Source organism: Cellulomonas sp. JZ18, from assembly GCF_009720485.1.
In the GTDB taxonomy this organism is placed as follows: domain Bacteria; phylum Actinomycetota; class Actinomycetes; order Actinomycetales; family Cellulomonadaceae; genus Cellulomonas.
The window spans coordinates 2,405,820-2,425,400 of record NZ_CP045245.1 but is presented as its reverse complement, the minus strand read 5'-3'; the positions used below and the strand labels follow the sequence as shown (position 1 = coordinate 2,425,400).

Sequence of the window (19,581 nt, the reverse complement as noted above, 5' to 3'; positions counted from 1 at the left end):
TTCGGTACGGCGTCGCGCGACGCGCGGGCTCTTCCGGTTCGTCCGGATCCCGTCTACCCTCCGGACGACGGAAGGCGCCCCCACACCGAGGTGGGAGCGCTCCTACACAGGAGGAACGACGTGGTTTCTCGCACGAGGGGACGCGCGCGGAGCGCGGTGTCCGCGGGCGTCGCAGCAGCGGCGCTGGCGGTCGCGGGGGCGGTGCCCGCCGCGGGTTCGCTGATCGGTGACGGCTCGTTCGACGACGGTCCCGGCGCCTGGGTGGCATACGGGCACGAGGGGGAGGTCGACACCAGCACGGGCGCCCTGTGCGTCGACGTGCCGGCCGGCTCGGCGCAGTACGGGGTCGGCGTCGTGCTCAACGGGGTGGCGATCGAGCAGGGCTCGACGTACACGCTGTCGTACACGGCGTCGGCGACGACCGACGTCACGATCCGGGCCCTCATCGGCCAGAACGGGGCGCCGTACGGGACGGTGCTCGACACGAGCCCCGCGCTCACGAGCACCCCGACGCCCGTCGAGGAGGTGTTCACCGCGACGGCGAGCTACCCGGCCACCGCGACCGACGAGTCGCCCGAGGGGCAGATCGCCTTCCAGCTGGGCGGCTTCACCGACGAGGCGTGGACGTTCTGCCTCGACGACGTCGAGCTGAGCAGCGACGCCGAGCTGCTGCCGCACACGTCCTTCGCGGAGGGCCTGGGGCCCTGGGGGCTGTACGGCGCGAGCGACCCGCGCTTCGCCGACGGGGAGATGTGCGTCGACCTGCCGGGCGGGCAGTCGAACCCGTGGGACGCGGGTCTGGCGTTCACCGGCCTGCCGGTCGAGGAGGGCGAGAACTACGTCCTGTCGTTCACGGCCCGCACGACGCCGGCCACACCCGTCCGGGTCATCGTGGGCGAGGCCGGCGGGGCCTACCGCACGGCCTTCGAGCAGGCCTCGGCGCCGCTGGGCACGGAGGCGACGACCCTCGACTACCCGTTCACGAGCTCGCTGACGTTCCCCGCCGAGGGTGAGGCGCCGGGCCAGCTGGCGTTCCACCTCGGCAAGACCGGTGCGTACGAGTTCTGCATCTCGGAGGTGTCGTTGACCACGTCCGCCACGCCGCCGCCGCCCTACGAGCCCGACACCGGGCCGCGGGTGCGCGTCAACCAGGTCGGCTACCTGCCGCACGGCCCGAAGCGGGCGACCGTGGTGACCGACGCGACGCAGGCGCTGCCGTGGCAGCTGCTGGACGCCTCCGGCGAGACGGTCGCCGAGGGCACGACGACCCCTGCGGGGCACGACGAGTCCTCCGACGCCGACGTGCACGTCGTGGACTTCTCGGACGTCGACGTCACCGGCGAGGGCTTCACGCTCGTGGCCGACGGCGAGACGAGCCGGCCGTTCGCGATCGCGGCGGACCTGTACGAGCAGCTGCGCTACGACGCGCTGAACTACTTCTACCTCGCGCGGTCGGGCACGCCGATCGAGGCGGAGATCGTGGGCGAGGAGTACGCCCGCGAGGCCGGGCACGTCGGGGTCCCGCCGAACAAGGGCGACACCGACGTGCCGTGCATCGGCCCCCGCGAGTACTACGACGGGTGGACGTGCGACTACACGCTGGACGTCACCGGTGGCTGGTACGACGCCGGTGACCACGGCAAGTACGTCGTCAACGGCGGCATCTCCGTCGCGCAGCTGCTCTCGACGTACGAGCGCACCCTGACGGCGGGGAGCGCCCGCGAGGGTGCCCTGGGCGACAGCACGCTCCGGCTGCCCGAGCGTGGCAACGGCGTCCCGGACGTCCTCGACGAGGCGCGCTGGGAGCTCGAGTGGATGCTCAAGATGGTCGCGCCGGCGGGGGAGTACGCCGGCCTGGTCCACCACAAGATCCACGACGAGGGGTGGACCGGCCTGCCGCTGATGCCGGCGGACGACCCGCAGGTGCGGTCGCTGCACCGGCCGTCGACGGCGGCGACGCTCAACCTGGCCGCGGTCGCGGCGCAGGGCGCGCGCCTGTTCCGCGAGTACGACGCGGCGTTCGCCGACACGCTGCTGGCCGCGGCGCGCGACGCGTACGCCGCCGCGCAGGCGCACCCGGACGTGTACGCGCCGGTCGAGGCCGGGTCCGACGGCGGCGGTCCCTACGACGACCGTGACGTGCGGGACGAGTTCTACTGGGCCGCGGCAGAGCTGTTCGTCACGACGGGCGAGGAGCAGTACGCCGCCGACGTGACCGGCAGCCCGCTGCACACCGCGGACGTCTTCGGGCACGGCGGCGCCAGCTGGGGCAGCGTGGGCCCGCTCGCGCGCCTGACGCTGGCCACCGTGCCGAACGACCTCCCGGGCGTGGCCGACGTGCGGGCGTCGGTCGTCGCCGCGGCGGACGGGTACCTCGAGACGCAGGCGGCCCACGCCTGGGGCTCGGTCTACTCGCCCCCGGGCGGGCAGTACGAGTGGGGGTCGAACTCGTCCGTGGCGAACGTGCTCGTCATCATCGCGACGGCGTACGACCTCACGGGCGAGCAGCGCTACCTCGACGGCGTGCTGGAGGGGCTCGACTACCTCTTCGGCCGCAACGCGCTCAACCAGTCCTACGTGACGGGCTGGGGGTCGGTGTTCTCGCAGAACCAGCACTCCCGCTGGTTCGCGGCGCAGCTCGACCCCGCGTTGCCGCACCCGCCGGCCGGGTCCCTCGCCGGTGGTCCCAACTCGATGACGTCCACGTGGGACCCGACGATGCAGGCCGCCTTCGCGCAGGGCTGCGCCCCCGCGCGGTGCTACCTCGACGAGATCTCCTCGTGGGCGTCCAACGAGATCACCATCAACTGGAACTCGGTCCTGTCCTGGGTCGCCTCGTTCGTCGCCGACCACGGGCAGGCGGCGCCGGTCGCCGTCGCGCCCGAGGTGACGACGCAGCCGCAGGGCGTCACGGCGGCCCTCGGGGCCACCGCGACGCTCACGGCGGCGGCCTCGGGCACCCCGGCACCGACGGTGCAGTGGCAGGTCCGCCGCGGCGCCGGCGCGTGGACGGACGTGCCCGGCGCCACGTCCGGCACGCTCACGGTGACGGTCACGGCGCAGGAGGACGGCGCCCGGTACCGCGCGGTGTTCACGAACACGGCCGGCACGGCGACGTCGCAGGAGGCGGCCGTGGCGGTGCAGCGCGTGGCACCCGCGGTGACCCGGCACCCGGCGGCCGTCTCGGCGCGGCTGGGCTCGTGGGCCACGTTCGACGCCGCGGCGACGGGGTACCCCGCGCCGTCGGTGCGGTGGCAGGTGCGGTGGTTCCGCGGCCCGTGGCTGCCGGTGCCGTTCGCGAGCAGCAGCACCCTGCGCGTGCCGGTGACGCCGCTCGCGTACGGGACGCAGTACCGAGCCGTGTTCACCAACGCGGCAGGCTCGGCCGCGACCCAGCCCGCCGCCCTCACGGTGCGCCTCGGTCGCTGACCCCCCGGCGCCCGCCCCGGTCCCGTGCGACGTCACGGGGACCGGGGCGGGCGTCCGCGCGCCGGGGAGTGCGCCGGCGCCGGCCGGGCGGGCGGGCGGTGCACGCGCGACGCCCCGCAGGTGGCAGTCTTGTCCGTCGGACCCGCCGACCGGCGGGCGGGACGTCGACCCGGGAGCGTGGGTGCAGGTCTGGACCGAGCTGTCGCAGGTGCCCGACGACTGGGGCCGGTCGGTCGTGACGATCGGGAACTTCGACGGCGTGCACCGCGGGCACGTCGCGGTGCTGACGCGCATGGTGGCCGACGCCCGTGCGGCGCACGCGCACGCGGTGGCGGTGACGTTCACGCCGCACCCGCTCGCCGTGCACCGGCCCGACGACGCGCCACCGCGGCTGCTGGGGGACGAGGACCGGCTCGAGCTGCTCGAGGGCACCGGGCTCGACGCGGTGCTCCTGGTCACCTACACGCTGGAGTTCGCGCGCCAGTCGCCCGAGGAGTTCGTGCGGCGCTGGCTCGTGGACGCGCTGCACGCCGCGACCGTCGTCGTCGGGCGCGACGTGCGCTTCGGCTGGCAGAACTCGGGCGACCTCGCGACGATGCGCGCGCTGGGGGAGCGGTACGGCTTCACGGTCGAGGTCATCGACGACGTCACGCCGTCCGTGGCGGCGGACCCCGGCAGCGCGGAGGACCGGGCGGCGGACGCGCTGCGCCGCCGCTGGTCGTCGACGTGGGTCCGCGAGCTGCTGGCGGCGGGCGACGTCGTGCAGGCGGCGCGCGTGCTGGGGCGCCCGCACCGGGTGCGCGGCCTCGTCGTGCACGGCGACGCACGCGGACGCGAGCTGGGCTACCCGACGGCGAACCTCTCGCGGGACGCGACCGGGATGGTGCCGGCCGACGGGGTGTACGCGGGGTGGCTGCGCCGCGTGCGGCGCGCGGACGGCAGCGTGGTCGGCGCCGACGACCCGGACCGGGTGCTGCCGGCGGCGGTGTCCATCGGCACGAACCCCACGTTCGACGGCGTGGAGCGCCGGGTCGAGGCGTACGTGCTCGACCGGACGGACCTCGACCTGTACGACGAGGAGGTCGTGCTCGACCTCGTGGAGCGGCTGCGCCCGACCGTCCGGTTCGACGGGGTCGACGCGCTGCTCGTGCAGATGGCCCGCGACGTCGAGGACGTGCGGCGCGTCCTGCACGGCTGACGGGCCTGACCAGCGGCGGCACGCGGTCGTGCTGGTAGAGTGGTCAGCGCCGTACGACCGGCCGCGGACCGAGAGAGCCCGGGTGGACATGCCCCGGCGCACCGCGCAACGAGAATCCTGAGGAGCACCGTGTCGCTCGACACTGCCACGAAGCAGTCCATCATGGCCGAGTACGCCACCCACGAGGGCGACACCGGCTCGCCCGAGGTCCAGATCGCCGTCCTGACGCAGCGCATCAAGGACCTGACGGAGCACCTGAAGACGCACAAGCACGACCACCACAGCCGTCGTGGTCTGCTGCTCCTCGTCGGTCGCCGTCGCCGTCTGCTGGGCTACCTGCAGAAGGTCGACATCAACCGCTACCGCAGCATCATCGAGCGGCTCGGCCTGCGTCGCTGACCGAACCGCACCAGCCCGGACCGCTCGGTCCGGGCTGGTCCTGCATCCGGGGCCGTCCGTCGGGCGGCCCCGGGGCGCAGGACCGGGCACCCTGACGGGTGCCGCCGCACCACCAGCACGGAACCACCGCGCCGACCCGCTCGTCCGGTCCTCGGTAGTGGCCCCCGGGACGCACCTCGCGTGCGGGGGCCTCGATCGAAGACCGCCGCGGTCAGGCCGGCGCCTTCGATGACAAAGGAGGGCACCCGTGGAGGGTCCCGAGATCCAGTTCGCCGAGGCCACGATCGACAACGGTCGCTTCGGCACCCGCACCGTCCGCTTCGAGACCGGCCGCCTCGCCAAGCAGGCCGCCGGCTCGGCCGTCGCCTACCTCGACGACGACACGATGCTGCTGTCGGCCACGACGGCCGGCAAGCACCCGCGCGAGGGCTTCGACTTCTTCCCCCTGACGGTCGACGTCGAGGAGCGCCAGTACGCCGCCGGCAAGATCCCCGGCTCGTTCTTCCGCCGCGAGGGCCGTCCCTCGACCGAGGCGATCCTCGCCTGCCGCCTGATCGACCGCCCGCTGCGCCCCCTGTTCGTCAAGGGCCTGCGCAACGAGGTCCAGGTCGTCGTGACGGTCCTGTCGATCAACCCCGACGACGCATACGACGTGCTGGCGATCAACGCCGCGTCGATCAGCACCCAGATCTCCGGCCTGCCGTTCTCCGGTCCCGTCGGTGCCGTGCGCATCGCGCTGATCGACGGCCAGTGGGTCGCGTTCCCGCGCTACACGGAGCGCGAGCGGGCCACGTTCGAGATCGTCGTCGCCGGTCGCGTCGTCGAGGGCGGCGACGTCGCCATCGCGATGATCGAGGCCGAGGCGCCCGAGAAGTCCTGGAACCTCATCAAGAACGAGGGCGGCGTCGCCCCGACCGAGGCCGTCGTGGCCGAGGGCCTCGAGGCGTCCAAGCCGTTCATCAAGGCGCTGGTCACGGCGCAGATGGAGCTGGCGGCGCAGTCCGCCAAGGAGACGCAGACCTTCCCGACGTTCCCGGACTACCAGGACGACGTGTACGCCGCCGTCGAGCAGGGCGCCACCGAGCGTCTGTCCGCCGCGCTGCAGATCGCGGGCAAGCAGGAGCGCGAGAACCGTCTCGACGAGATCAAGGCCGAGGTCCAGGCCGAGCTCGCCGCCCAGTTCGAGGGGCGCGAGAAGGAGGTCGGCGCGGCCTACCGCTCGCTGCAGAAGAAGCTCATCCGCCAGCGGATCCTCACCGACGGCTTCCGCATCGACGGCCGTGGCCTGCGCGACATCCGCACGCTCTCGGCCGAGGTCGAGGTGCTGCCCCGCACGCACGGCTCGGCGCTGTTCGAGCGCGGCGAGACGCAGATCCTCGGCGTCACGACGCTGAACATGCTCCGGATGGAGCAGCAGCTCGACACGCTGTCGCCGGAGACGCGCAAGCGGTACATGCACCACTACAACTTCCCGCCGTTCTCCACGGGCGAGACGGGCCGCGTCGGTTCGCCGAAGCGCCGCGAGATCGGCCACGGCGCGCTCGCCGAGCGCGCGATCGTCCCGGTCCTGCCGTCGCGCGAGGAGTTCCCCTACGCGATCCGCCAGGTCTCCGAGGCGCTCGGCTCCAACGGCTCGACGTCGATGGGCTCCGTCTGCGCCGCGACGCTGTCGCTGCTCAACGCCGGTGTGCCGCTGCGCGCGCCGGTCGCGGGCATCGCGATGGGTCTCGTGTCCGACACGGTCGACGGTGAGACCCGCTACGCGGCGCTCACCGACATCCTCGGCGCCGAGGACGCGTTCGGCGACATGGACTTCAAGGTCGCCGGCACGCGCGAGTTCGTCACCGCCATCCAGCTCGACACCAAGCTCGACGGCATCCCGGCCTCCGTCCTGGCCGGCGCGCTGACGCAGGCCAAGGAGGCGCGCCTCGCGATCCTCGACGTCATCGCCGAGGCGATCGACGTGCCGGACGAGATGAGCCCGTTCGCGCCGCGCGTCATCACGGTGAAGGTGCCGGTCGACAAGATCGGCGAGGTCATCGGCCCCAAGGGCAAGATGATCAACCAGATCCAGGAGGAGACCGGCGCCGACATCTCCATCGAGGACGACGGCACGGTCTACATCGGCGCGACGGACGGCCCGTCCGCCGAGGCCGCGCGGGCGGCGATCAACGCGATCGCGAACCCGCACATGCCCGAGGTCGGCGAGCGCTTCGTCGGCACCGTGGTGAAGACGACGACCTTCGGCGCGTTCATCTCGCTGTCGCCGGGCAAGGACGGTCTGCTGCACATCTCGCAGATCCGCAAGCTCGTGGGCGGCAAGCGCGTCGAGAACGTCGAGGACGTCGTCAAGATCGGGCAGAAGGTCCAGGTCGAGATCGGCGAGATCGACCCGCGCGGCAAGCTCTCGCTGCACGCGGTGGTCGACGAGGCCGAGGCCGGCGCCGAGGGCGAGACCGCGGCGGCCGAGCCCGCTGCCGCCGACGCCTGACGTGCCCCAGGACCTCCCGCTCGTCGCCCCGCGCTCGCCGGGCGCCGAGCTGGTCGTCGGGCAGGACGGTGACGCCCGTGTGCGGCGCACCGTCCTGCCCGGCGGGGTCCGGGTGCTGACCGAGCACATGCCCGGTCTGCGCTCGGCCACGGTGGGTGCGTGGGTCGGCGTCGGCTCGCGCGACGAGACGTCGGGCCACTACGGCTCGACGCACTTCCTCGAGCACCTGCTGTTCAAGGGCACCGCCCGGCGCACGGCGATGGACATCGCCGAGGCGTTCGACGCGGTCGGCGGCGAGGCGAACGCCGCGACCGGCAAGGAGCACACCTGCTACTACGCGCGCGTGCTCGACGCCGACGTCCCGATGGCGCTGGACGTCATCGCCGACATGGTCACGTCGGCGCGGCTCGACGCGGACGAGCTGGAGACCGAGCGCGGGGTCATCCTCGAAGAGCTCGCCATGAACGACGACGACCCGAGCGACGTCGCGCACGAGCAGTTCGCCACCGCGGTCTTCGGCGACACCCCGCTGGGCCGCCCCATCGGCGGCACCCCGCACACGATCCGCTCCGTGCCGCGTGACGCCGTGTGGGAGCACTACCGCGAGCACTACCGGCCGGAGACCCTGGTCGTCACGGCGGCGGGCGGTGTCGACCACGACGCGCTGTGCGCGCAGGTCGTCGACGCGCTGACGGCGGGCGGGTGGACGCTCGGCGCGCAGTCCGCCCCGGCCGCGCGGCGGACCCCCTCCGACGCGGTCCCGGGGGCCGGTCCCGTCGAGCTGACGGTGCGGCGTCAGACGGAGCAGGCGAACGTCATCGTCGGCGGGCTGTGCCTGACGGCGACGGACCCGCGGCGCTTCGCGCTCTCGGTGCTGAACGCGGCCCTGGGCGGGGGCATGTCGTCGCGGCTGTTCCAGGAGGTGCGCGAGAAGCGCGGCCTGGCGTACTCGACGTACTCGTTCGCCACCGGGCACGCGGACACGGGCCTGTTCGGCCTCTACGCGGGCTGCACGCCCGCCAAGGTGGACCAGGTCACGGACCTCATGGTCGCCGAGCTCGAGCGGATGGCGGACGCGCCGATGGACGCGGCGGAGCTCGCACGGTCCGTCGGGCAGCTGTCCGGCGGTCTCGTCCTCGGCATGGAGGACACCGGCTCGCGCATGAGCAGGCTCGGCAAGGCCGAGCTCGTGCACGGCGAGCTGCTGAGCCTCGACGAGTCGCTGGAGCGCATCCGCGCCGTCACGGCGGCCGAGGTGCAGGAGCTCGCCGCCGAGCTGGCCGCCGCTCCGCGCTCGGTGGTCCGCGTCGGTCCGTTCGGGGACTGACCCGGGCCCGGACCGGTACCGACCCACCCGTCCGTGCACGGGTGCGGCGGGCGCGGACGGGGCGGGGGACGACCCCCGCGGGCGGCTAGGGTGGCTGCCCGTGAGCGAACCGATCCGCGTGGCCGTGCTGGGTGCGGCCGGTCGCATGGGGTCCACCGTCGTGCGGACCGTGCAGGAGACCGAGGGCCTCGAGCTCGTCGCCCAGCTGGAGTCCGGGGGAGACCTGCGGGCCGTGGCCGCGTCGGGCGCCCAGGTCGCCGTCGACTTCACCGTCCCCGCCGTGACCGAGCAGAACGTGCACGCGCTCGTCGACGCCGGGGTCCACTGCGTCGTCGGCACGACCGGCTGGACCGAGGAGTCCCTCGCCCGGGTGCGCGACCACCTCGTGCGGGCCCCGGACGTGGGCGTCGCGGTGGTGCCGAACTTCGCGCTCGGCGCCGTGCTCGCGATGGCGTTCGCGCGGCAGGCCGCGCGCTGGTTCGAGTCCGCCGAGGTCGTCGAGCTGCACCACCCCGACAAGGTCGACGCGCCGTCGGGCACGGCACGGCACACGGCCGAGGGGATCGCGCGGGCCCGGGCGGCCGCGGGCCTCGGTCCCGCCCCGGACGCGACGACGCAGGCCCTGGACGGCGCGCGCGGTGCGGACGTCGACGGCGTGCGCGTGCACGCCGTCCGCCTGCGCGGCCTCGTGGCGCACGAGGAGATCCTGTTCGGCAACGTCGGCGAGCAGCTGACGATCCGGCACGACTCGTTCGACCGCGCGAGCTTCATGCCGGGTGTCGTCCTCGCCGTGCGCCGGGTCCCGCACCGGCCCGGGCTGACGGTCGGGCTCGAGCCGTTCCTCGACCTGCACGCATGAGCGACGGCACGACGCGGCGGTCCAGGTCGGGGCTCTGGGCGGCGCTCGCGCTCACGGCGCTGCTGGCCCTCTACGTCGTCGTCGTCGGCATCCGGGCCGTGCAGCTGGTGGCCACCGGGCAGCCCGTGGCCGTGGTGCTCGGCGTCGCCCTGCTGGTGGCGCCGCTGATCGTCGTGGCGCTGGTCGGGCGCGAGTGGGTGCTGGCCGCGCGCGTGCAGCGCATGGCGGACGAGCTCGCCGCCGCCGGTCGCCTCCCCGTCGACGACCTGCCCCGCTCGCCGGGCGGTCGCGTCGACCGGGCGGCCGCGCGTGCCGCGTTCGACGTGCACCGTGCGCGCGTCGAGGCCGCGCCGGGGGACTGGGAGGCGTGGTTCCACCTCGGCTTCGCCTACGACGCGGCGGGGGACCGCCGGCGCGCCCGCGCGGCCCTGCGCACGGCGTCGCGGCTGCGCGCGGGGGACCCCGCAGCGCCCACCGATCTGCCCTGACCGCCGGCGCGACCGGCTGCGCGGGGCACGAGCGCCCCGCGCGGGGCGAGGTCAGATCGCCGCGTACCAGCGGTGCTCGGCCACGACGTGCGCCTCCTCGTCCGGCCCCGGGCCGGTCGCGAGCCGCCGCGTCAGGCCGTCCGGGCCGAGGCCCGCGCCCGCCAGGAAGCGGACGCGCGCGTCGTCCCCGTCCATGACCCACGTCTGCACCTGGTCCGCGCCGTCGGCGCGCAGCAGGTCGACCACCGCCGCCAGGAGGCGCGACCCGTGGCCCGCGCGCTGCGCGGCGGGGTCGACCTCGAGCGCGAGGACGACGCCGGCCGGCGGCTCGGTCGGCTCGGGTGCGGATACCGGCGCGACCGACGCGAAGCCGACGACGCGCGGTCCTGCGCACGCGACGAGGACGCGGAAGCCCGGACCGGGCGGGGCGGTGATGGCGCGTTCCCACTGCGCCGCGAACGCCGCCTCGTCGAGCGCGTCGAGGACGGCCTCGCCCAGCACGTCGGCGTGCGCGGTCCGCCACGCCGCCAGCTGGATGCGCGCGACCTCGCGCTCGTCGCCCGGGACGGCGGGGCGGACGGAGACGTCGGCGGCGGGGGTCAGCAGCGACACCCCGTCAGGGTAGTCGCCGCGCGGGCGACGGCCGACGCCGCCGGACCGCGGCGCGGGGCACCGCGGCCGGGTGGCTCATCGCCGCACGACGAGCATCCGGTCGGCGCCGACCTGGAACTCGTACGGCACCGGCACGACCTGGACGCAGCGGCCCTCGTCCCGCAGCGTGTCCAGCAGCGCCGGGAGGAACCCGACCGGCTCGCCCGCGCCGCGCTGCACGAGCGGGAAGACGCGGACCTCGTGCGCGACCCGCAGGAGCTCGGTCAGCGCCGCGTGGTGCCAGGGGGCGTCGAGGACGTCGGCCCAGGTGAACAGCAGGTGGGAGCAGAGCGCGAGGTCGAAGGCGCCGTCCGGGAACGGCAGGTCGGGCAGGCTCCCGACGACGTAGCGCTCCGGCCGGGCCGCGAGGTCCTCCAGGAAGGTGGCGAGTGCCGCGTCGCGCAGTGCCCGGTGCCGCTGTGGGCTGCCGTACCAGGACCACGTGAACCGGTCGTCGTGGGCGTCGACCAGCGCCGCACCCGCGGCCGCCGACCGCTCGACGGTGTCCCGGAGGGCCTGCGGGTCGGCGTACACGGGGTCGACGGCCGTGACGTCGCCGCCCGCCGCGCCGACGGCCGCGGTGAACCCCGACGCGCCCGCCGAGCAGTCGAGCACGCGACCGGCGAGGTCGTCGTCGCCGAGGGCGAAGAACGCGCGGTACTCCTGCTCGCTGCGCGAGGACACGATCACGTGCGCACGGTAGCGGCGCGACGCACCCCGGCGAGCGTGCGCGCGCCGCGTCAGGGCATCCCGAGCAGACGCAGGCCGGCGGCGGTGGCGGCGGCCAGGACGACCACGAGGACGAACGGCGCGCGCAGCGCCAGCGCCACCGCGGCGACGGCCAGTGCAGGCACGCGCGCGTCGAGCGCGAGCCGCCCGCCGTCGGTCGCAGCCTGGACGGCGACCAGCGCGGCGAGCAGCGCGACCGTGACGAGCGCGGCCGTGCGGGCCACCCTCGGCTCGGCGAGCCAGTGCCGGGGCAGCAGGTGGCCGGCGAGCTTGATCGCGAAGCAGGCCGCGCTCGACAGCAGCACGGCGACCCAGAGGGCGGTCACGGTGCCGTCTCCCGACCGTCACCCCGAGCGCGGTCGCCGTCCCCGGCGGGCACCGGGACCGCGGGGCCGGCCGGCGCCGGGGTCAGCACGCCGACGAGGATCGCGACGGCGGCGGCGAGCAGCACCGGCACCCCGGAGGGCAGCACGGGCGTCGTCGCGAGGGCGACGAGCACGGCGGCGCCCGCGACGAGCCGTGCTGTGCGTCCCTGCGGCCCGCCGAGGCGCGGCCACAGGAGGGCGAGGAAGGCCGCGGCGGCCGCCGCGTCGAGACCGTACGCGCGCGGGTCCCCGAGCCGGTCGCCGGCCATCGCCCCGACCAGCGTGAACAGGTTCCACAGCACGTAGATGCCGGCGCCCGTCCACCAGAACCCCACCCGGGCCGCGGCGCGCGTCGGCTGGGCGGTCGCGACCGCGGTCGACTCGTCGATCGTCAGCTGCGCCGCGGGCAGGAGCCGCGATCCCGGCAGCGCGAGGAGCGGCGCGAGCTGCGCGCCGTAGAGCGCGTTGCGGGCGCCGAGCAGGGCGGCGGACGCGATCGCGGCCCCGACCGCACCGCCGGCGCCGACGACGCCGATCAGGGCGAACTGCGACCCGCCGGAGAAGAGCAGCAGGCTCAGTGCCATCGTCTGCGCGACGTCGAGGCCCGAGGCGACCGCCAGGGCGCCGAACGAGATGCCGTACAGCCCGGTCGCCACCGAGACCGAGACCGCCTGGCGGCGCGCGGCACGCAGGGGATCGGACGGGGTCACGCGCCCACTGTAGGCACCGGGGCACGCGTCGCAGGCCCGCTGTGCCCCGGTGGGCCGGACGTCACAGCGCGACGTACACCGGCTCCAGGTACTCCTCCATGCCGGCCGCGCCGCCCTCGCGGCCCAGCCCCGACTCCTTCACCCCGCCGAACGGCGCGCTCGCGTCGGAGACCATGCCCCGGTTGATGCCGACCATGCCGGCGTCCAGCTGCTCGGCCATGCGCATCGCACGGCCGACGTCCCGCGTGTACGCGTACGCGACGAGCCCGAACGGCGTGTCGTTCGCCAGGCGCACGGCCTCGTCCTCGTCGTCGAACGTGACGACGGGCGCGACCGGGCCGAACGTCTCCTCGGTGACGACGCGCAGCCCCGGGTCGACCGAGGTCAGCACGGTCGGTGCGTAGAAGTAGCCCGGCCGGCGCACCGGCTCGCCGCCGACCCGCAGGAGCGCGCCGCCGTCGACGGCCTCGGTGACGAGCTCCTCGACCCGGTCGACGGCCGACTGCTCGATGAGCGGGCCGACGGTCGTGTCGGGGTCGGCCCCGTGGCCCACGACGAGGCCCTCGAACGCCGCGGTGAGCCGGTCGGCGAACTCGCCCGCGACCGAGCCGTGCACGAGGAAGCGGTTGGCGGCGACGCACGTCTGGCCCGAGTTGCGCATCTTCGCCTGGACCGCGCCCGCCACGGCCGCGTCGAGGTCGGCGTCCTCGAACACGAGGAAGGGCGCGTTGCCGCCCAGCTCCATCGACGTGCGCAGCACGCGCGGCGCGGCGGCGGCCAGCAGCGTGCGCCCGACCTCGGTCGAGCCCGTGAAGGACAGCTTGCGCAGCCGGGGGTCGGCGAGCAGCGGCTCGGAGACGCGGCGCGCCGAGGACGTCGGGACGACGTTCACGACACCGGTCGGCAGGTCGCGCCCGTCGAGCTCGGCGCGGATGAGCTCGACGACGTAGGCGGTCGTCAGGGGCGTCAGCCGTGCGGGCTTCACGACGCACGTGCACCCCGCGGCCAGCGCGGGCGCGACCTTGCGGGCGATCATGGCGATCGGGAAGTTCCACGGCGCGATGAGCAGCGCCGGCCCCACCGGACGCCGCAGGACGAGCTGGTGGTGGGTGCCCGCCGGGGCGCGTCGGGCCAGGCCCTCGGCGCGCACGGCCTCCTCCGCGTACCACCGGACGTAGTCGGCCGCGTAGGCCACCTCGGCACGCGACTCGGCGAGCGGCTTGCCGCCCTCGGCGGTGACCAGCGCGGCGATGTCCTCCGTGTGCGCGGTGAGCACGTCGAAGACGGCCCGCAGGAGCTCCGAGCGCGTCCGCGGCGCGGTGGCCCGCCAGGCCGGGAAGGCGTCGTGCGCCGCGGCGAGCGCGTCGAGGGCGTCCTGCTCGTCGCCGTCGGCGACGTCGAACAGGGTCTCGCCCGTCGCCGGGTCGACGACCGGGAACGTCGCACCGCCGCGCGCCTGGCGCCACTCGCCCCCGATCAGCATCCCGGTGGGCACGTGTGCGGCGACGGACGGGGGCAGCGGCGCGGTCATGGCGCCAGTCTGGCCGCGTGCGCAGCCGGTGGCGCGTCGAGCGGGGGGCGCGCAGGCCGAAACCCGGGCGGCTGCCACGGTGGTGCCGGTCGGGCGGTAGCGTGTGCCCATGCCCACCGTCACGTCCGCGACGCACCCGTTCGGGTCCGTGCTCTCGGCCATGGTCACCCCGATGACCGCCGACGGCGCGGTCGACCTCGAGGCGACGGTCGCGCTGGCGAAGCACCTGGTGGACCACGGCCACGACGGGCTGGTGCTCAACGGCACGACCGGCGAGGCCCCGACGACGCACGCGCCCGAGAAGGCCGAGATCGTCGCGGCCGTCGTCGAGGCGGTCGGCGACCGCGCGTACGTCGTGGCCGGCGCCGGCTCCAACGACACCGCGCACGCGGTCCGCATGGCGGAGCAGGCCGCGGAGGCCGGTGCGCACGGCCTGCTCGTCGTCACCCCGTACTACTCGCGCCCCTCCCAGGAGGGCGTGATCCGGCACGTGACCGCGGTCGCCGACGCGACGCCGCTGCCCGTCATGCTCTACGACATCCCCGGCCGCACCGGCGTGCGGCTCGCACCGGCGACGATCGACCGCCTCGCCGCGCACGAGCAGGTCGTGGCCATGAAGGACGCCAGCGGGGACGTCGTCGGTGCCGCCTCGGCGATCCGGCGCACCGGCCTCGCCTGGTACAGCGGGGACGACGGCCTCGTGCTGGGCTTCCTCGCGCACGGCGCGGTCGGCCTGGTCGGGGTGACGACCCACGTGCTCGGCGACCAGTTCGCCGCCCTGGTCGACGCCTGGCGCCGCGGTGACACCGACGCGGCCCTCGACATCTTCCTCGCGGCACTGCCCGCGATCACCGCCCTCAACGGTGACGGCTTCCAGGCGGCTGCCGCGAAGGCCGCCCTCGTGGAGACCGGTGTGCTGCGCAGCCGCGCGACCCGTCTCCCGATCGTCCCCTACACCGACGACGAGGCCGCGCACGTGCGCGCCGGTCTGCAGGCCGCGGGCCTGCTGGACGTCGTCACGGCCTGATCGCACCGCTCGACGCAGCGGAGCGGGCCACGACCCACAGGAGCTCCATGAGTCACCCGCACCCCGACCTCACCCTGCCGCCGCCGCTGCCCGAGGGCGGCCTGCGGATCGTGCCGCTCGGCGGCCTGGGCGAGGTCGGGCGCAACATGGCCGTGCTCGAGCACGCCGGCCGCCTGCTCGTCATCGACTGCGGCGTCCTGTTCCCCGAGGACCACCAGCCGGGCGTGGACCTGATCCTCCCGGACTTCGACTACATCCGGGACCGGCTCGACGACATCGAGGCGATCGTCCTCACGCACGGGCACGAGGACCACATCGGGGCCGTGCCCTACCTGCTGCGCCTGCGCCGCGACATCCCGCTCGTCGGCTCGCAGCTGACGCTCGCGTTCGTCGAGGCGAAGCTCAAGGAGCACCGCATCACCCCGGTGACGCTCGCGGTGCGCGAGGGCCAGGTCGAGCAGCTCGGCGTGTTCGGCTGCGAGTTCGTCGCGGTCAACCACTCCATCCCCGACGCCCTCGCGGTCGCGGTGCGCACGAAGGCCGGCACGGTCCTGCACACCGGCGACTTCAAGATGGACCAGCTCCCGCTCGACGGCCGCATCACCGACCTGCGCGCGTTCGCGCGTCTCGGCGAGGAGGGGGTCGACCTGTTCATGGTCGACTCCACGAACGCGGAGGTGCCGGGCTTCGTCACGCCGGAGCGCGAGATCGGGCCGGTGCTCGACCAGGTCTTCGCCGAGTCGACCGGGCGCGTCGTCGTCGCGTCGTTCGCGTCCCACGTGCACCGCGTCCAGCAGGTCATCGACGCGGCCGTCGCGAACGAGCGTCTCGTCGCCCTCGTCGGGCGCTCGATGGTGCGCAACATGGGCATCGCCGCCGAGCTCGGCTACCTCAAGGTCCCGGACGGCGTGCTCGTCGACCTCAAGCAGATCGAGCAGCTGCCCGACGACCGGGTCGTGCTCATGTGCACCGGGTCGCAGGGCGAGCCGATGGCCGCGCTGTCGCGCATCGCGAACAACGACCACAAGGTGTCCGTGGGCCCGGGCGACACGGTCGTGCTCGCGTCGAGCCTGATCCCGGGCAACGAGAACGCGGTGTTCCGCGTGATCAACGGCCTGATGCGTCTCGGCGCGCGCGTCGTGCACTCGGGGAACGCGAAGGTGCACGTGTCCGGCCACGCGAGCGCCGGCGAGCTCCTCTACTGCTACAACATCCTGCGCCCGCGCAACGTCATGCCCGTGCACGGCGAGGTGCGCCACCTGATCGCGAACGCCGCGCTCGCGGTGCGGACGGGCGTGCCGGCCGACCGCGTCGTGCTCGCCGAGGACGGTGTGGTGGTCGACCTGGTCGACGGCCGGGCGCGGGTCGTCGGTGCCGTGCCGTGCGGCTACGTGTACGTCGACGGGTCGAGCGTCGGTGAGCTCACCGACGCGGAGCTCAAGGACCGCCGCATCCTCGGCGACGAGGGCTTCGTGTCGATCTTCGCGGTCGTGTCGTCCCAGGACGGCAAGGTGCTCGCCGGGCCGCAGATCCACGCCCGGGGCGTCGCGGAGCAGGACGACGTGTTCGACGAGATCCTCCCGCAGGTCACGGCGGCGCTCGAGGACGCCGTGCGCGGGGGAGCGACGGACACCCACCAGCTGCAGCAGGTGATGCGCCGGGTCGTCGGCCGCTGGGTGTCGAGCAGGCTGCGGCGCCGCCCGATGATCATCCCCGTCGTCGTGGAGGCCTGAGCCGCAGGCTCGGGCCGACCGCGGGGTCAGGGGCCTGAGCCGCAGCGCAGCGGACGGTGGGGGCGCGCAGCGCACCCGCCGGGAGCGGAGCGCAGGCTCGGGCCGGTTGCGGGTCACGGCCTGGGCTGCGCCCCCCCTCACGCCGCGTGGACGCCGCGGAACGCCGCGAGGCGTTCGTGCTCGGTGTCGACCGCGGCGCGGGTCGCGGCGTCCCACGGCTCCCACGGGTCGAGCTCGAGCGCGAGCCGTCGGCCGCGGGCGCGCGGGCGCCAGGTGCCGACGACCTCGCCGTCCCGCAGGACCGCCCCCGGTCGCCCGAGCGTGGGCCACAGGGCCCGGTGCCGGGCGGTGTCGGGGACGAGCAGCGTGCGGTCGCGCGCCTGCAGGAACAGGTCGAACGGGCCGAGCAGCCGCACGACGGGTCCGTCGGCGGCAGCGGTGGCCGTTCGCAGCGCGTCCAGGTCCTCGGCGAGCACGTCCGCGCGCTCGCCGTCGACGTCGACCTCGACGACGTCGTCCGGCCACCGTGCGGTGACGTCGCGCACGGGGGAGTCGAGGAACGCGGCGACCCGTCGCGGCGTGGTGGGGCCGAGGAACCGCAGGGCGGTCCGGACGAGGTCGTGCGGTCCGCCGGGCGGCGCGGCGTCGGTGCGGGCGACGGCGTCGTGGGGCCATCCCGGCACCCGGCGCAGCACGGGCGGTGACGTGCCGGGCTCGAGCTCGAGGCCGGCGTGCAGGGCGGCGAGCCGGAACGTCTGCTCGTACATGTGCGTCGTGCCGCAGGGACGGCACCAGCGCAGGTACGGCTCGGGCATGCGTGCGGTCATCGCGGTCGACACCTCACCCTTGGGGCGGGGCTCGTCGACGACGTCCCGCAGGGCGCGCGCGGCGGCGGCGAGGGCGTCGCGGGGGTCGATCCCCCCGGCGCGGAGCGGACGTGCCGCGTCGAACACCCGCTTCGCGGCGTCCTCGGCGGACCAGGGCCGCAGCGCCCGCTCGACGTCGACGAGGTCGGCGCGCCGGTAGGCGTGCGGCGCTCCACGGACGGTCCAGGCGAGCGCGAGCGCGTCGGGCCACGCACCGGCGCGCACGTCGAGGCCGCGCAGGGCGAGGGCCCACAGGGCGCCGTCGGGCCCGGTGTCCTGGACGCCGGCGTCGAGGACCGCGACGTCCTGCGGCCCGCGCGCGCAGGCGGGCGCGCGGTCGAGCTGCTGCACGTGCGTCCGGTACCGCAGGGCGGCGAGGCGCGGGACACGTGGTGCGGACATGCCGCCGATGCTGCCACCGGGCACCGACGCCGTCAGGGGGCCGGCGCCGGGCGTCAGGGCGGGGGCGGTCCGAGCAGCCCGGGACCGGCGGCGCGCAGCGCCGCGGCGTACCGCTCGTCGCGCTGCTCGCCGGGCCACGGCAGCAGGCCGTCGAGCTCGAGGGTGACCCAGCCGTGCGCGAGGGCCCACACGTGCGTGGCGGCCCGGGTCACGTCCGCGTCGCTCGCGCCCGCGGGCCCGTACGCGGTGGCGGCGGGGGGCTCGGTGAGGGCGTGCCGCACCGCGTCCCGCAGGACGAGGAAGGTGGGCGTCTCGGTGACGGGGCCGCTCGCGGGGTGGCCGGCGCCCGCCCCGGGCTCGTGAACATCACGCGGTAGGACTGCGGCTCCGCGAGGGCGAAGCGCCGGTAGGCGACGCCGAGCGCGAGCAGGTCCGCCGCGGCGTGCCCGGTGCGCGGCGTGGCGCGCAGGTGTACGGCGAAGCGGTCGGACGCGCGTGCGCCCACCGCCTCGAGGAGGGCGTCGCGGCCGCCGAACAGGGCGTACACGGCGCTGGAGGACGTGCCGGCGCGTGCGGCGACGTCGCGGACGGTGAGCGCACGCGTCCCGCCCTCCGCCACGACGCGCGTGGCCTCCTCGAGCAGCCGGTCGCGCAGGGCGTCGTCGTGCACGCGGGGCGGGGCATGGCACGAGGTTACGACCTTGACGGCGCGATCCGTGACGATGTTCCATAACACCGTTACGAAAGAGAGGCCCTGATGATCGAGCTCACCGAGGCAGCCCGGACCACCGCCGGCGTCGTCGCCCTCACGGTCGTCGCGATCGAGTCCGGCGGGTGGTTCCTCGTCCGCGTGGTGACCGGGCGCGTGCCGGCGACCGACTTCCAGCGGTCGTTCTTCCGCGCCGGCCACGCGCACGCGGGCGTCCTCGTCACGCTCGGCCTCGTCTGCCTGCTGCTCGGCGAGGCGACGGGTCTGGACGGGGGCTGGCGCTGGCTCGCGCAGACCGGCGTGCTCGTCGCGGCGGTCCTCCTTCCCGCCGGCTTCTTCCTCTCCGCCACGGGGCAGGGGCGCACGCGCCCGAACGGCTGGGTCGTGCTGCTGCCGCTCGGCGCGGGGTTCCTCGCCGCCGGTGTCGTGACGCTCGGTGTCGGGCTGCTGCGGGGGTGAGGGTCGCCGTCGGGCCACGGAGTGCCCGACACGGGCCCCGGGAGCGGGGGAGGCGTGCCTCGGGCGGCTACCGTGAGGACCATGGCGACCCGTACGACCCCGACCCCCGCGCGCTCGACGCGCTCCGGGGGTCGTCGTCGCGGGGCACCACGCGCGGCGGCTCGACGCGACCCGCCGGTCGTGCACCGGCCCCGCCCCCGCAGCCCGC

General features: G+C 75.2%; 18 protein-coding genes. 10 read left to right on the top strand and 8 right to left on the bottom strand.

Features of this window, described 5'->3' with window-relative positions; translation table 11 throughout:
• The first annotated feature begins 156 nt into the window (after nucleotides 1-156).
• From GC089_RS10955 to GC089_RS10925, 7 genes are all read left to right on the top strand, one after another.
• Nucleotides 157-3,429: a glycoside hydrolase family 9 protein gene (locus GC089_RS10955; protein ID WP_230684744.1), complete on the top strand. Its 3,273-nt coding sequence runs from the start codon at nucleotides 157-159 to the stop codon at nucleotides 3,427-3,429.
• Nucleotides 3,430-3,610: 181 nt separating this feature from the next.
• Complete coding sequence (locus tag GC089_RS10950; RefSeq protein ID WP_155377706.1) at nucleotides 3,611-4,627, top strand: bifunctional riboflavin kinase/FAD synthetase; 1,017 nt, start codon at nucleotides 3,611-3,613, stop codon at nucleotides 4,625-4,627.
• Between the two features lie 129 nt (nucleotides 4,628-4,756).
• Nucleotides 4,757-5,026, top strand: a complete 270-nt coding sequence (rpsO, locus tag GC089_RS10945) for a 30S ribosomal protein S15 (protein ID WP_155377705.1) — start codon at nucleotides 4,757-4,759, stop codon at nucleotides 5,024-5,026.
• Between the two features lie 247 nt (nucleotides 5,027-5,273).
• Nucleotides 5,274-7,517, top strand: a complete 2,244-nt coding sequence (locus GC089_RS10940) for a polyribonucleotide nucleotidyltransferase (protein ID WP_155377704.1) — start codon at nucleotides 5,274-5,276, stop codon at nucleotides 7,515-7,517.
• Nucleotide 7,518: 1 nt separating this feature from the next.
• A complete protein-coding gene (locus tag GC089_RS10935) occupies nucleotides 7,519-8,844 on the top strand; it encodes a pitrilysin family protein (protein ID WP_155377703.1) in 1,326 nt (441 codons plus the stop codon).
• 100 nt (nucleotides 8,845-8,944) lie between these two features.
• Nucleotides 8,945-9,703 (top strand): 4-hydroxy-tetrahydrodipicolinate reductase, encoded by a 759-nt coding sequence (dapB, locus tag GC089_RS10930; protein ID WP_155377702.1) that lies wholly within the window; start codon nucleotides 8,945-8,947, stop codon nucleotides 9,701-9,703.
• Nucleotides 9,700-10,191, top strand: a complete 492-nt coding sequence (locus GC089_RS10925; RefSeq protein ID WP_155377701.1) for a hypothetical protein — start codon at nucleotides 9,700-9,702, stop codon at nucleotides 10,189-10,191. Before dapB ends, GC089_RS10925 begins: the two co-directional genes overlap by 4 nt.
• 51 nt (nucleotides 10,192-10,242) lie before the next feature.
• On the opposite strand, the gene GC089_RS10920 is transcribed toward GC089_RS10925, so the two are convergent.
• The 5 genes from GC089_RS10920 to GC089_RS10900 all read right to left on the bottom strand — a co-directional run bounded on the left by GC089_RS10920 (nucleotide 10,243) and on the right by GC089_RS10900 (nucleotide 14,177).
• Entirely contained in the window at nucleotides 10,243-10,803 is a 561-nt protein-coding gene (locus GC089_RS10920) for a GNAT family N-acetyltransferase (protein ID WP_155377700.1), read from the bottom strand.
• Nucleotides 10,804-10,878: 75 nt separating this feature from the next.
• Nucleotides 10,879-11,532 carry a methyltransferase domain-containing protein gene (locus GC089_RS10915; protein ID WP_155377699.1) on the bottom strand — a complete coding sequence of 218 codons (654 nt, stop codon included), beginning with the start codon at nucleotides 11,530-11,532 and terminating at the stop codon, nucleotides 10,879-10,881.
• 50 nt (nucleotides 11,533-11,582) lie between these two features.
• Nucleotides 11,583-11,897, bottom strand: coding sequence for an AzlD domain-containing protein (locus GC089_RS10910; protein ID WP_155377698.1), 315 nt, complete (start codon nucleotides 11,895-11,897; stop codon nucleotides 11,583-11,585).
• Nucleotides 11,894-12,646, bottom strand: coding sequence for an AzlC family ABC transporter permease (locus GC089_RS10905; protein WP_155377697.1), 753 nt, complete (start codon nucleotides 12,644-12,646; stop codon nucleotides 11,894-11,896). The genes GC089_RS10910 and GC089_RS10905 overlap by 4 nt, the downstream gene beginning before the upstream one ends.
• A gap of 61 nt (nucleotides 12,647-12,707) precedes the next feature.
• On the bottom strand, nucleotides 12,708-14,177 hold the full coding sequence (locus GC089_RS10900; protein ID WP_155377696.1) for an NAD-dependent succinate-semialdehyde dehydrogenase: 1,470 nt from the start codon (nucleotides 14,175-14,177) through the stop codon (nucleotides 12,708-12,710).
• A gap of 109 nt (nucleotides 14,178-14,286) precedes the next feature.
• Between GC089_RS10900 and dapA the strand changes: the two genes are divergently transcribed.
• Both dapA and GC089_RS10890 read left to right on the top strand, forming a co-directional pair.
• On the top strand, nucleotides 14,287-15,204 hold the full coding sequence (gene dapA / locus GC089_RS10895; protein ID WP_155377695.1) for a 4-hydroxy-tetrahydrodipicolinate synthase: 918 nt from the start codon (nucleotides 14,287-14,289) through the stop codon (nucleotides 15,202-15,204).
• A 47-nt stretch (nucleotides 15,205-15,251) separates the two neighbouring features.
• Nucleotides 15,252-16,937, top strand: a complete 1,686-nt coding sequence (locus GC089_RS10890; RefSeq protein WP_155377694.1) for a ribonuclease J — start codon at nucleotides 15,252-15,254, stop codon at nucleotides 16,935-16,937.
• Nucleotides 16,938-17,074: 137 nt separating this feature from the next.
• Here the strand turns inward: GC089_RS10890 and GC089_RS10885 are convergent, their stop codons facing one another.
• From GC089_RS10885 to GC089_RS10880, 3 genes are read right to left on the bottom strand one after another with little or no spacing between them, the layout of a single operon-like run.
• On the bottom strand, nucleotides 17,075-18,205 hold the full coding sequence (locus tag GC089_RS10885) for a DNA glycosylase AlkZ-like family protein (protein ID WP_155377693.1): 1,131 nt from the start codon (nucleotides 18,203-18,205) through the stop codon (nucleotides 17,075-17,077).
• Between the two features lie 53 nt (nucleotides 18,206-18,258).
• The gene (locus tag GC089_RS20100; RefSeq protein WP_370513990.1) at nucleotides 18,259-18,417 is read right to left on the bottom strand and encodes a WHG domain-containing protein; all 159 of its coding nucleotides are present in this window, start codon (nucleotides 18,415-18,417) and stop codon (nucleotides 18,259-18,261) included.
• Nucleotides 18,414-18,875 carry a TetR/AcrR family transcriptional regulator gene (locus GC089_RS10880; RefSeq protein WP_370513989.1) on the bottom strand — a complete coding sequence of 154 codons (462 nt, stop codon included), beginning with the start codon at nucleotides 18,873-18,875 and terminating at the stop codon, nucleotides 18,414-18,416. Before GC089_RS10880 ends, GC089_RS20100 begins: the two co-directional genes overlap by 4 nt.
• 87 nt (nucleotides 18,876-18,962) lie before the next feature.
• Here GC089_RS10880 and GC089_RS10875 point away from each other — a divergent pair, with 87 nt between their 5' ends.
• Nucleotides 18,963-19,373 carry a hypothetical protein gene (locus GC089_RS10875; protein WP_155377692.1) on the top strand — a complete coding sequence of 137 codons (411 nt, stop codon included), beginning with the start codon at nucleotides 18,963-18,965 and terminating at the stop codon, nucleotides 19,371-19,373.
• Nucleotides 19,374-19,581: the final 208 nt, after the last annotated feature.

Coding starts and splice junctions, on each gene's coding strand:
- GC089_RS10925 (WP_155377701.1), top strand. CDS start 9,700: ATGAGCGACGGCACGACGCGGCGGTCCAGGTCGGGGCTCTGGGCGGCG.
- GC089_RS10900 (WP_155377696.1), bottom strand. CDS start 14,177: ATGACCGCGCCGCTGCCCCCGTCCGTCGCCGCACACGTGCCCACCGGG.
- dapA (WP_155377695.1), top strand. CDS start 14,287: ATGCCCACCGTCACGTCCGCGACGCACCCGTTCGGGTCCGTGCTCTCG.
- GC089_RS10890 (WP_155377694.1), top strand. CDS start 15,252: ATGAGTCACCCGCACCCCGACCTCACCCTGCCGCCGCCGCTGCCCGAG.
- GC089_RS10885 (WP_155377693.1), bottom strand. CDS start 18,205: ATGTCCGCACCACGTGTCCCGCGCCTCGCCGCCCTGCGGTACCGGACG.
- GC089_RS10875 (WP_155377692.1), top strand. CDS start 18,963: ATGATCGAGCTCACCGAGGCAGCCCGGACCACCGCCGGCGTCGTCGCC.